General features: G+C 47.8%; 9 protein-coding genes. 1 reads left to right on the top strand and 8 read right to left on the bottom strand.

What is annotated here, in order from left to right; genetic code table 11:
• Nucleotides 1–10 precede the first annotated feature (10 nt).
• The 7 genes from DYD54_RS01110 to DYD54_RS01080 all read right to left on the bottom strand — a co-directional run bounded on the left by DYD54_RS01110 (nucleotide 11) and on the right by DYD54_RS01080 (nucleotide 7,312).
• Nucleotides 11–661 carry an IS1595-like element ISMov1 family transposase gene (locus tag DYD54_RS01110; protein WP_063513404.1) on the bottom strand — a complete coding sequence of 217 codons (651 nt, stop codon included), beginning with the start codon at nucleotides 659–661 and terminating at the stop codon, nucleotides 11–13.
• A 68-nt stretch (nucleotides 662–729) separates the two neighbouring features.
• Nucleotides 730–1,296: a YggT family protein gene (locus DYD54_RS01105; protein WP_063513403.1), complete on the bottom strand. Its 567-nt coding sequence runs from the start codon at nucleotides 1,294–1,296 to the stop codon at nucleotides 730–732.
• Nucleotides 1,297–1,315: 19 nt separating this feature from the next.
• Entirely contained in the window at nucleotides 1,316–2,152 is an 837-nt protein-coding gene (gene proC, locus DYD54_RS01100; protein ID WP_063513402.1) for a pyrroline-5-carboxylate reductase, read from the bottom strand.
• A gap of 63 nt (nucleotides 2,153–2,215) precedes the next feature.
• Nucleotides 2,216–3,544 (bottom strand): tRNA lysidine(34) synthetase TilS, encoded by a 1,329-nt coding sequence (gene tilS / locus DYD54_RS01095; protein ID WP_063513401.1) that lies wholly within the window; start codon nucleotides 3,542–3,544, stop codon nucleotides 2,216–2,218.
• 69 nt (nucleotides 3,545–3,613) lie between these two features.
• Nucleotides 3,614–4,411 (bottom strand): acetyl-CoA carboxylase carboxyltransferase subunit alpha, encoded by a 798-nt coding sequence (locus DYD54_RS01090; protein ID WP_063513400.1) that lies wholly within the window; start codon nucleotides 4,409–4,411, stop codon nucleotides 3,614–3,616.
• Nucleotides 4,412–4,529: 118 nt separating this feature from the next.
• Entirely contained in the window at nucleotides 4,530–6,089 is a 1,560-nt protein-coding gene (ppx, locus tag DYD54_RS01085; RefSeq protein ID WP_084260551.1) for an exopolyphosphatase, read from the bottom strand.
• A 149-nt stretch (nucleotides 6,090–6,238) separates the two neighbouring features.
• Nucleotides 6,239–7,312, bottom strand: a complete 1,074-nt coding sequence (locus tag DYD54_RS01080; RefSeq protein WP_084260724.1) for an RluA family pseudouridine synthase — start codon at nucleotides 7,310–7,312, stop codon at nucleotides 6,239–6,241.
• Nucleotides 7,313–8,017: 705 nt separating this feature from the next.
• On the opposite strand from DYD54_RS01080, the gene DYD54_RS01075 reads away from it, so the two are divergent.
• On the top strand, nucleotides 8,018–11,584 hold the full coding sequence (locus DYD54_RS01075; protein WP_063513399.1) for an Rne/Rng family ribonuclease: 3,567 nt from the start codon (nucleotides 8,018–8,020) through the stop codon (nucleotides 11,582–11,584).
• Nucleotides 11,585–11,726: 142 nt separating this feature from the next.
• Here the strand turns inward: DYD54_RS01075 and DYD54_RS01070 are convergent, their stop codons facing one another.
• The gene (locus tag DYD54_RS01070) at nucleotides 11,727–13,253 is read right to left on the bottom strand and encodes a fumarate hydratase (RefSeq protein ID WP_063513398.1); all 1,527 of its coding nucleotides are present in this window, start codon (nucleotides 13,251–13,253) and stop codon (nucleotides 11,727–11,729) included.
• Nucleotides 13,254–13,376 lie beyond the last annotated feature (123 nt).

Here is a 13,376-nt window from a genome sequence, read left to right as displayed (position 1 = left end):
TCCTAGATAACTAACCCAAACTGCCCTTAACTAATTGTTTTAAAATGGAAATTTGAGATTTAAGGTCACTGTTATTAAAATGCCATTCGCATTCTTTAAGATAAAGCTCAAAGTGTTCTTTGGGAACACCGTTAAATTTGCGTAAATGGCGTTTTGCCTGATTCAAAAAATTCTCTATTCCGTTAATGTGATTTTGTTTTTCTGCAAAGTGCGTACTGTGATTGATTCCAAAGTGATTAAATTCACTAACATCAAGCACATCATAGCTTTCGTAGAAATCTGTGTAAACAATGCTGTCAGGCTTTACTTTTTCTCGTATAATGGGCAATAAAGTGGCTGACTTTGTATTAGGTACGGCAACGGTATAAACCTTGCCATTTCGCTTTAATAAGCCAAATACCGCAGTCTTACCGCTTGCACCACGACCACACTTACCTTTGCGTGTTCCGCCAAAATAGCTCTCATCAGCTTCAACTTCGCCATCTAGCATTTCTAGGTGCTGACTGTGTTGATAGATGAGTAGGCGTAATCGGTGAAAATAGTAAGCAGCTGTTGTTTTATTTACATTAGCTAATTGAGCTGCCGTTCTTGCAGTAACACCTGCAACAAACAGCTCAATGAGTTTGTTTTGTTTGTACTGACTTAGACGACTTTTTCTCACTGGGTTATTTTAACCTAAATGGAGTTTTTAGTCATTATCTAGGACAGCCCCTTTTTATTTATTATAAATTACAATTTCATGAGAATATTCGCACCGATGATGGCAATAAATTTCTCCGCGAGCAGCAAAGAAAACAGAGCCAAAATCGGCGATAAATCAAGCATGCCAAGATTTGGCATAATGCGACGAAATGGCGCAATGATCGGCTCAGACAGCTGCACGACTAATAGGGCAGCAGGATGCGATACATTGAACAACATGATAGCCCAACTGACCACAACCGACCCAAGGATGATATAACGAAGCATCGCCATGAACTGAATGATCGCCTTTAAAGTGCCTGCAAAGAACAGCGTCAATGCATCGATTGACTCTTGCAAGATAAAGGCATTAGCTGCCGTATTGATCCAGTACAACAGCAGCATAAGCACGACGGCTGCCACACTGATACGCCCTGCGCCCACATTCGGGAAGATGTGTAAGAATACATCAACCACGCCAGTCATCCGCTTAGTCGCTTTCATATAAGGACTGCTTGAATCTACTTCTGCCAACTGCATCATAAAACGCACAAATAGCACAATCAGCGCAAAGTTAATCACCATGTTGGTGATAATAAAAATAGGATTATTCATAAAAATAAAGCATCATCAATCAGTTGGATTTACTTAGCATCTCACCAAGTTCACGGCTGCGATTAACGCACGCTGCCATGCCATCTTGGATGGTCTGCCCCATGTTCTGCTCATTAAATACAGCCAATGCGGCAGCGGTTGTGCCGCCTTTTGAAGTGATTTGTTCGCGCAGAGTGGATGGATCGCCTGTCTTGGCAAGCTCGCCTGCGCCGATTATCGTCTGAATGGCGAGCGCCTTGGCATCATTCGCATCCAGACCCATCCTAGAAGCCTGCGCAATCATGTGCTCAAGCATGTAGAAGAAATAAGCCGGCGCAGAGCCTGCCACTGCCGTCACTGCATGCATGAGCTCCTCATCGTCCACCCAGGTCGTGATTCCCGAGGCGCGCATGATGGCATCCGCCAACTCTCTGTCTTCAGCGCTGACACCTGCCGCATATAGCCCTGTCGCCCCAAGCCCGATCGCCAATGGTAGATTTGGCATACTGCGCACGATACGCCGATAGCCACCAAGTATGTCGCTAAGCGTTCGTACAGACAGCCCTGCTGCCACCGACAGAACCAATTGATCAGATAAATGCGGCACCACATCCTGACAGACCTCAGCCATCACCTGCGGCTTGACCGACAGCACAATCACGTCAGCACGGCTGATAATCTCATGCGCCTGCTCCGGAGATACTGCCGTTACGCCTTTGGCGGTAAAAGCATCACACTTGGGTGGGTTACGGTCAGACGCGCAAATCTCAAAATCAACACCGATGTCTTTTTTTAGTTTTAATAGACCATCAACAATCGCTGATGTCATATTGCCACCACCAATAAAGCTGATGGTCTTTCCTGACAAAATGCTCATAACCCCCCTTTTTTTATATCTCAACAATCATAAAATAAACGCATTGTACACCATGCGCGCACATCACGCAAAGTATGCGCCGATATTTTCTATGTCAGTATCAGCACCAACAAGCCGCCAAGCCCGCCCCACTGTGATCAGCAGGACTGGTCGATTATCAGACTTAATGATCCATAGGTTTGAGCGAAGCCATGTTGGGATGCCAAGCGTCTGCGCCAGTTTTTTGCCATGCAACTGCTTGTGATTGATATTAACTTTGGTCTGTCTAAGCACGCGTTCAGCGCTGACATTGGCAAACTGCCGCGACATCTGCCAAACGATGGACAGCCCCTCATGGCTCTTTAGGATAATTTTATCATCATGATAAATCACATTTGGATAATTCTGCGCCATTAGGCATGCCCATGCATCTTCTTGATGGCGATACAGCTTAGATTGATAACGACAGATGATATAATTTAGCCTGCCCTGCCACAGAAGCTGCGTCTGATGATCGCCATCGGTGCGATGCGCCAAATAAAGAACATCATCCACCAACCTCTTGGGCGGCGGTATAGGCTCTGACAACCCCAGCCATCGATGGGTAATCGCTGACTGCACGGCTAATGAGAGTGCTAAGAGCTGATTAATATCCAACACTTGGTAATACGCAGATTGTGCTAGACGGTCTGTCACATCCGCCAATTTCTCATCGATCAGCTCATCAATGATGTCGCTCGCCTGTGCCAATAATAGCGCTGTGCGAGTGATGTTTTGTACAGCTTTTGAGTTTAGCTCGCCAAGTCTTGGTAAGATGTGATTGCGAAGTTTACCGCGCGCATGATCATCATCAATATTCGTCGGATCATCCACATAAGGCAGATGATGTTCATCAGCAAAGCGACTGATATCATCACGCGACACGCCCAACAGTGGTCGCCACAGCTGAATGCGCTTATCGCCCATCTGCTGCCATTGTCGCATCGCAGCCAGCCCTGACACGCCTGAGCCATTCACCAGTCGCATGAGCATGGTTTCTGCTTGATCGTGCTGATGATGTCCAAGCATCAGCACATCACCATCGTTCATGACTGACATCAGGGCAGTATAGCGCGCTTCTCTGGCGTGGGTTTCGCTATTTTTGGGTAATTTGATGGGCAGAATCCGACAATCAAACCCAAACTGATCCGCCCACGTCGCCACAGCTTGCGCCCAATCATCATTAGCCTCTTGCCAACCGTGATGGACATGCAGCAATATCGGAAGCTGCTCAATCCTGCCCGCCTGATGCAGCAGATAACAGCCGTATGCCAACGACAAAGAATCACGCCCACCACTACACGCCAGATACAGCGTGCGATTGGCAAGCTTCTGCGCTTGGTGGTTAAAGGCTTGGGTTAGCGTGTTCAGCATGGTTGTTAGGTAAATAAAAAAGCCAGAATGTGTATTCTAGCTTTTTTGGCAGGATTTTAACAGCATTGCTTATAGCGATACGGTCGAATTAAACGCCATCAGACGCTGATAACGCTGCTCTAGTAGCTCATCGATAGGCAGCTGATTGAGCTCATCCAGCTGACGAGTTAGCAGCTGCTTGAGTGACTTCATCACAAACTCAGAATCCTCATGCGCGCCTGCCCCTTCTTCGATCACTTCGTCGATCAGGCCCAGCTGATGCAGATTATTGGCGTTTAATTTTAATGCCTCTGAAGCATCAGGGGCTTTTTCGGCAGTCTTCCAGAGGATAGACGCACATCCTTCTGGCGAGATGACAGAGTAGATGCTATTTTCAAGCATATTAACCTTATCAGCCACACCAATGGCAAGCGCGCCACCCGAACCACCTTCACCAATCACCGTGGCGATGACTGGCGTCTTTAAACTACTAAATACAGCGATAGACTTAGCGATGGCCTCAGCTTGACCGCGCTCTTCTGCACCCACGCCAGGATAGGCGCCTTGAGTATCAATAAAGGTAAATACAGGCAAGCCAAAACGTTCAGCAAGCTGCACCAGACGGATGATTTTACGATAACCTTCTGGGTTCGCCATGCCGAAGTTATGGGCGATACGCTCTCTGGTTGAACGTCCGCGATGCTGACCCACCACAAGCACAGGCTCACCATTAAAACGCGCCAAGCCACCCAAGATCGCTCGGTCATCCGCAAAGGCACGATCGCCATGCAATTCATCAAATTCTGTGAATAACGCCGACACATAATCCAAAAATAATGGACGCTTTGCGTGACGAGCAAGCTGAACGCTTTCCCAAACTGTACTCATGTTATTATCCCAATGAACAAATGTAAACTTAGTTAGTTTAACATATTTTTTGATTTTGCTAAATATTTTTAACCAAAAATATTTATGGCGATGTCACACAAGACATCCAACCAATCACTTAACCTTGAGCGCCCAGCACAGATAAGTGAATACCCCACTTGGCAAACTGAGCCACATCAGAATTTAGCTGCGAGCGGATCAGCTCATCATGTAGACCATCGCCCACCGAGACTTGCCAACGATCAGCCTCTGTCACCTCCAGATGGATGGGCGCAGCCTTGGTGGTACGGCTTTGATTGGCCTGTACAGCCAGACGTAAAATCAAGCACAGATGAACCAGCTTTCGCCCGCCCAGACTCTCTGCAACATCCAGCGCGTCAGATTTTAGTTTGCGGCGATGGTTACGAGCGATCTGCGCCATCATCGCTTGGCCAATCTGCGAAAACCCTGCAATGTCCGAGAACTCAAGCAAATAAGCGCTGTGTTTTTGGTAATGACTGTGCCCAACCGCAAGACCAATCTCATGCAGATTCGCCGCGCGGCGTAGCAGGTCACGATCTTCGTCGCTAAACCCTAAGCTGTCTTTGACCGCATCGAAGAGTCGTGCGCACGTGGTCGTTACGCGACCGGCTTGTTTGATGTCCACAGAATAGCATTCTGCCATCGCCATCACACTGCGGTCGCGAACATCTTCATTGCTGATGCGACCCAGCATGTCATACATTACGCCTTCGCGCAGCGCACCATCTGAATAGCCAAGCTGATCAATCCCAAAGGTCTGCATGATCGCAAACAGCTCGGCAACGCCTGCAGGGAATACCGCCTGACGGTGCGCCTTAACACCCTCAAAGTCAATCTTATCAATAGCGCCAAGCTTAATCAGATGGCGTTTTAGCTTCTCCATGCCTTTTAGAGTGATGAACTCATCCGCCAATCCCAGCTCTTGGAGCACGAGCAATGCTGCTTTGGCGGTGCCGCTTGAGGCGATGGCATTATCCCAGCCTACTTTTTTGTAGCGTTTTTCGATAGAGAGCAGCTCGGTCTTGGTGGCTCTCATGGCTTGATCAAAGGCTTCTTCGGCAATCTTACCATCAAAAAAGAACTTCTTGGTGAATGCCACACAGCCCATCTGCAGGCTCTCCATCTCAAGCGGCTCAAAACCCTGACCGATGATAAACTCAGTCGAGCCGCCACCGATGTCAATCACCAATCGCTTGTCCGTACTGGCGTTCGAATGCGACACACCCAGATAAATCAGACGCGCCTCTTCACGCCCCGAGATGATCTCGATGGGTTTTGGCAGTAGCTGATTGGCGCGCTTAATGAACTCTTGTGCATTGACCGCCTTACGCAGCGCATTGGTCGCGACCACACGCAGCAGGTTAGGATTTACCTCGGTCAAATGTTGGGCAAAGCGGTGCAGACAGTCCAATCCACGCTGCATTGCTTCTTCTGACAGGACATTATTCTCATCCAAACCTGCCGCCAGCTGAACCTTCTCAGAGATCGAAGCGACTTTTCGCACTTCGCCATGATCCAAGCGTGCGATCGCCAAATGAAAACTGTTCGAACCCAAGTCAATCGAGCCGATCAGCTCATCGCGTGACAATCCTGTCTCGTGGATGGATTTGGCGATTTGTTCATGACGGGCGGTGGTATCGACCTGAACTGTTTTCATAAGGATTCCTAACTTTTTTCAATAAAATCATCGTGTAGATGTGTGAATTTGCCAAATAAAAAGGCATTGGCAAGCAGAACTTTAATGTACGGTAAATTTAACCAACTGACAAGATGTTTTTGCAAATCGGCTCAAAAATTAATCAATGCTTAAGATTTTTTATGCGTGATTAAAAATTCGCATTCTTTTGGGAATAGATTTGCCATGTCGGACGGCACATCCGCCACGAACTGCTTGGGCGCATCGCTGTCACCCGCCAGATTCAGTTGCCATGCATGTAGGCATAAGCGTGGCACACTGGGTGCTGGCTGTCTTAGGTATTTATCATCGCCAAGCAGCGTGTGCCCAATGCTCGCCATGTGCACACGAATCTGATGCGTGCGCCCTGTCAAAGGCGATGCGCGCACCAAACTTACCGCCCTGCCATCAATCTCAAAGCGCGCCAACACCTCAATCTTGGTCTGGCTTGGCTTGCCTTGTTTGTCGATTTTGACACGGCGTTCGCCACTTGGCAGCGTGTATTTTAACAAAGGCTGATTGATGGTTTGCTTGTCTGACTTGACATGACCCACCACTAGGCACAGATAGCTTTTTTGGATGGTTTTTTCTCGAAATTGCTCTTGTAAATCCTTTAAGGTGCTGCGTTTTTTTGCGATGAGTAGCAAGCCCGACGTGTCTTTATCGATGCGATGAATCAGCTCTAGGTATTTTTTGCCCGTCGCCACGCGCATGGCTTCAATCACCCCAAAGCTCTCGCCGCTGCCGCCATGTACCGCCAGTCCATGCGGCTTATTTAGCACGATCAGCCCTTCATTCTCGAACACCACTCTACTAAGTAATCCTTTGGCAAAATCATCAGACACCGCAGGCTCGTCACGCACCGACAGGCGCACGGGAGCAATGCGCACCACATTGCCGGTATTGACGCGTTCATGCGGTTTGCAACGTTTTTTATTGATGCGAACCTCATCGTCTCTGATAAGCTTATATAGATGTGAGCGCGGCAGACCCTTTAGGCGCGCCAACAAGAAGTTGTCAATACGCTGACCGTCTTGGTTCGGCGTGACCGTGATGTAATTGACACGACTAAAATCATCAATGACATCATCAGCGCTCAGCGGCTTAGGCGTGCGCTTGGCGTCCGTATTTTTGCTTGTCGGTTTTTGGGCGGGGTTTTTGATGGGATTTGTAGATTTTTTGGGGAAATTTTGGGTTTTTTTCATGATTTTATTAAAAATGACTAATTTTTTTGTAGGAAAATTGATAAATATTTGGTATAGTTTATCACGTTGCACACAAAAAGGCGAAATTCTTACAACCGCCCTTTGTAAATCCCTAAACCTTTATAAAATATCGGTCAATGATGCCTGATTTTATAACTGCCAGAGCAGCAAAAACGGTCTGACACACCGACTTAGGTTTATATTTAGCAGCCCCTCAATACATTTTTTGGCACATGCCACGCAACATCCGTTTGAGATAAAAAAAGGTTATCTACAGTCGCAGTTCATTTGAATCTAGGATTCCATGCGGCTATATTGTTAAGTTTTTATAAATTGTTTTGAGATGTTAAGCGAATTTTTGGCTCAGTTGGCACAAGACAAACACTGCCTCTGACAAGACAATCCCCAATCATCGCTAACACACATCCAAGACAATTCATTGGTGCAAGCAATGAATCGTTAAGCATGACAGCTTTTTATGGCTAAGCTCTGTTTAACCCAAAATTTTTTATATCGTGCTCATATATCTGAGCATTGAAATTTGGCTAGTTATTTGATAATCAAGGTATTCATAAATGCCAGCTATTAGCAAATATGACACAATAATCTTTATTAACATTGTTTAGACTATTTACATAATCTAAACTGCACACTCAAACGATGTTGCTTAAATCGGGAGCAATCCCATATTTTTTAAGGAACATCATGAAACGCATCCTAATCAACGCCACGCACAACGAAGAGATTCGTGTGGCGCTATGTAAAGACAATCACCTTTACGATTTTGACTTAGAAAATCGCACCCGCGAACAAAAGAAAGCCAACATCTACAAAGGTCACATCACTCGAGTTGAGCCATCACTAGAAGCAGCTTTTGTCGAATATGGCTCAGCGCGTCAAGGCTTTTTGCCACTGCGTGAAATCGCACCTGAATATCTACACGGCAATCTACGCGAAGACAACATCAAACAACTTCTAAAAGAAGGTGATGAGGTCATCGTCCAAGTCGAAAAAGAAGAACGCGGCAACAAAGGCGCGGCACTATCAACTTACATCTCGCTGGCTGGTCGTTATTTGGTATTAATGCCAAATAACAGCAAGGCAGGTGGCATCAGCCGTCAAATCTCAGGCAAAGTCCGCGAAGAGATGAAACAAATCATCGCAAGCCTGTCTATCCCAAAAGGCATGAGCGTCATCGTGCGCACTGCAGGACTTGGCAAGGGTTTTGAAGACCTACAAAACGATCTGAATCACCTATTAGACATCTGGACATCCATCCTAGACCAAAACAAAAAACGCCCAAGTCCTTGTTTGGTTCACCAAGAGGCAGGGGTCGTCACTCGTGCCGTGCGTGATTACTTGCGTGATGACATCAGCGAAGTGTGGATCGACAGCGAGAACGCTTATAATGAGGCTGCTAACTTCATCGCCGCCGTGATGCCAGCCCAACTTGACAAGCTGCGCAAATACACCGAATACGAGCCGATGTTTGCACGTTTTGGCATCGAACGCCAAATCGAAACCGCCTATCAGCGCGAAGTTCGCCTGCCATCTGGCGGATCGATTGTCATCGATCAGACCGAAGCCTTGGTATCCATCGACATCAACTCATCAAAATCCACCAAAGGTTCTGACGTCTCTGAGACTGCCTATCACACTAACTTAGAAGCAGCGGACGAAATCGCACGCCAGCTTCGCCTAAGAGACATGGGCGGACTGATTGTCATCGACTTCATCGACATGGCTGATGCCCGTCATCAAAAAGACGTCGAAAAACGCCTGATCGAAGCCACGCGCCACGACCGTGCTCGTGTACAGTTCGCTGAGATCAGTAAATTTGGTCTGATGGAGATGAGCCGTCAGCGCCTACGCCCAAGCCTAGAAGAAGCCACCGGCTACATTTGCCCACGCTGTCATGGCAATGGCATGATTCGCGATTTGCGCTCTTTGGCATTATCAATCATGCGTCAGATCGAACAGATCGCCCTAAAAGAGCGCATGGGCGAGATCCAAGCAGAAGTTCCAACTGAGATCGCCGCTTTCTTATTGAACGAAAAGCGCGAAAGCTTGGTATACCTAGAACAAGACTCTGGCACACGCATCACTGTCTTGCCACATGCACACCTAGAAAGCCCTAACTTTAGCCTACACTTCAACCCGGACGGCTTTGCACCGTCGAGCTATGAGCGCATCGTAAATGCCGAAGAAGAAGAAATGGGCGATCGCGGCTATGATGTCAACTGGCAAACCCAAAATGAGCACGCAGAGCAGGACAGCAGCAGCCGCTGGCGAAAAGCAAGCTCAAGCGATAAGCATGACAAACCTGTCGCCAAGCCTGCAGCGAAACAAGCCACTCCTAAAGCGAAGCCTGAACCACAAGTCGCTGCTTGGCTATCCAACCTGTTCGCGCCAAAACCACAAGCGCAATTGGCGGGCAACCTAAACAACAATAACGCTGCCGCTGCCATCGAATCAATCGTCAATGCAGGCGGCATTAGCCTTGGCGCGAGCGGCATTGCCAACCTAGTCATCCCCAGCGAAGACAAAAAAGATGTGAATAAAGAGCATCGTCCAGCACGCGAAAGAAGCGAACGCGAACCACGCGAAGAAGTTCAAGAACGTCGCCAAAGAAATAAAAAGTCTGCTAAAAAAGACGCAACCGTCACCGAAGAAATCAAAAACGACAAAACGGATAAAAAGGCTAAAAAGGAAGAACCTATTTATCCAAAACGTGAAAGCGGTTCACGTCGCGAGCCTCGCGGTGAAGTGGTACGCGGTGAGACACTAACCCCAAGCAACACCGCCGATAAAGCGGACAAAAAAGACGAGCGCCCCGCCAAAAAAGCAGACAAAGAGCGCACTCGTCCAAGCAATCCAAATGAAGTGGTGGTGAATGTCGCACCGATCGCTAAAGAAACCAAACAAAGCGAGACCATTCATTTGTCACTTGATGGCAGTAAACCTCTTCCGACTAAGCAGCCGAAGAACCAATCTGCCAAGATCGAAGAAGCGCCAATAGCTGACACATCAGTAGAGACGAATATCGCCGCCAATGTTATTGAACCTGCCGCTGCCGATAATGGCATCAAAGTAGCGGAAGAAACCAAAGAGCAAATCACTGAAGATCAAGTGGCAGCCGAGCAAACCGACGTTAAGGACAATGATACGCCTAGCATTGACAATACACGCCTAACCGAGCTTGCACGTCAAATGAATAAGGCTGTCAACGATCCACGCGTGGTCATCGCTGCCAATAGCGCACCAAGCGCCATCTTTGGCACGGCAGGTGATTTTATTGCCAATGTCCTAGGCGATAGCAAAGGTGATAACTTCGTACAAAACTTCATCCAAGCCGTTGCCAAATATCGCGCGCCTGTGGCTGAGTTTAGCTTTGCCAATTATGGCTATGCGCCGCTGAACGAATCTTATCTTGCTGAATTTGATAAGCAGACCAGCGTCGCATCACGCATCAGCGCACCACAAGGCAAATCAGAAGCACCAGCGCCACGAATCGCACGTCGCGCAGCCAACGATCCACGCGGTCAGCACCCTGACTTCAAAGACGAAGCAGACGAGGAGGCGTCTGCAACCGATGGCCAAGCATCATCTCAGGATGAGGCTTTGGATTTGGTTGATATTGCCATCGCTCAAGAGCAAGAAGCAGCAATCACGCAACCAGCTGATGTCGATCAAGAGATTGATACATCTACTGATGCCGATACTGGTGTCGAGGCGCAGGACATCGCAACAAGCGATACACTGCTTACTAACGCTGACAACAGTGATGAGATCGCCGAGCAGGACAAGGCATCGACAAAGGCAGATCCTGCTGAGACTAGCAAATCCGAACCGGTCGATGACTCAGTGCAAGCAGAAGATGCAGAAACTTCAAAGTCGGTAGATTCTGAAACTCTGCTTGAGCAAGTCAAGGAAAATGTGGAATCTGCCGTGCAGAGCATCAGCGATAAGGTTGCAGAACTGCTAGAGACCGAAGATGAATCATCATCAGAAGATGAAGTAGAAGCGCCTAGCAAGAATGAGCCTGTCAAGAAGTCAAAAACCAGTGCAAACAGCTACAAAGACATGATCGAAAATGTCGCAGGTCAGCTATTGCCACAGGTAGGCATTCTAAACCTTGCACAGCCGAAGCCTGCAAAAACACGCATCAGAAAGACCGCCACCAAAGGCGATAACAAACCAAAATCTGAAGTGCGTAAAGCAGGCTCAAAGGTCGCAGCAACTAAATCTGATAACGACCAAAAACCTGAGTAAGTCAGGTTCATAAAAAAGAGAGCAGATGCTCTCTTTTTTATGTCCAACCCAAATTCGCTGATTTGAGTTGTCAGATTGATACACTTACATTTGTATCAATCAACAAAACCCAGCGCTAGGCTGGGTTTTTATGAGATCAATATCAGGCTTCCACCACAGGGATTTTACCGATTTTGGCTTGCCAGATTTTTGGGGCGGTGGCGTGTACCGATACGCCATTGCTATCTACCGCCACCGTTACAGGCATGTCCTTGACTTCAAATTCATAAATCGCTTCCATGCCAAGCTCAGGGAAGGCGACCACTTTGGCATTTTTAATGGCTTTTGACACCAAATATGCCGAACCGCCCACCGCCATGAGATAGACTGCTTTGTTATCAGCAATGGCTTCACAGGCGATTTTGCCACGCTCGGATTTACCAATCATACCCAAAAGACCTGTTTGTTCTAGCATTTGACGGGTAAATTTATCCATACGAGTGGCGGTTGTCGGTCCTGCTGGCCCTACCACTTCATCACGCACAGGGTCAACAGGCCCAACGTAGTAGATGAGTTTATTGGTAAAATCTACTGGCAAGGTTTCGCCATTATTTAGCATATCGGTCATGCGTTTGTGAGCAGCATCTCGCCCTGTGTAGATTTTGCCGTTTAATAGTAGCACATCGCCTGTTTGCCATGTCGCCACTTCTTCTTTGGTTAGGGTGTCCACATTGACACGCTTACCGCTGTCAGGGCTATAAGTAATATCAGGATACACGTCCATGCTTGGCGGTTCTAGGTTTACCGCCCCTGTGCCGTCAAGCTCAAATTCCACATGGCGAGTGGCAGCACAGTTGGGAATCATCGCCACAGGCTTACTGGCGGCGTGCGTTGGATAGTCTAGGATTTTGACATCAAGCACGGTGGTCAATCCGCCCAAGCCCTGCGCCCCAATGCCAAGTGCGTTTACCTTTTCAAAGAGTTCAAGGCGTAGGCTCTCTGTGGTAGAAAGCTCTGCTCCGCTTTCGGCTTTGGCTTTTAGCTCATGAATATCAATATGGCTCATGAGACTCTCTTTTGCCAAAAGGGTTGCTTTTTCGGGCGTGCCACCAATACCAATACCCAAAATACCCGGGGGGCACCAGCCTGCACCCATTTCAGGAATGCTCTTTAACACCCAATCCACGATACTGTCAGACGGGTTTAGCATGGCAAGTTTGGATTTGTTCTCACTACCGCCCCCTTTGGCGGCACAGGTAACTTCCACCTTGTCGCCTGCCACGATTTCCATGTGAATGACGGCAGGGGTATTGTCTTTGGTGTTCACTCGTTTGCCCGCAGGGTCGGCAAGGACGCTGGCTCGCAAGGTATTATCAGGGTGATTGTAGGCACGGCGAACGCCTTCGTTGACCATGTCCGCCACGCTCATGTCACTGTCCCACGTTACGTTCATGCCGACTTTTAGAAACACTGTTGCAATCCCTGTATCTTGGCAAATCGGGCGTTTGCCCTCGGCACACATACGGCTGTTTACCAAAATTTGGGTCATGGCGTCTTTGGCGGTAGGGTTTTCTTCACGCTCTAAGGCTTCGGTCAGGGCTTGGATGTAGTCGGTTGGGTGATAGTAACTGATGTACTGAAATGCGTCTGCAATAGACTGGATAAAGTCGTCTTTTTTGATGATGGTCATAAATTTTCCTTATTGGCTGGTAAATCGCGAAGCGATAACTGGCTATAAAATGGGCAATCTACATTTGCCCAAGTAGGTGCATTGTAGCACTATTTTTGGGTATCTTTAAGCAAAAACCTAAAT

Origin of the sequence: Moraxella ovis, from assembly GCF_900453105.1 — a bacterium.
GTDB classification, from domain to species: domain Bacteria; phylum Pseudomonadota; class Gammaproteobacteria; order Pseudomonadales; family Moraxellaceae; genus Moraxella; species Moraxella ovis.
Note: the sequence above shows the minus strand (reverse complement) of the source record. Positions and strands in the feature narration are given on the sequence as shown.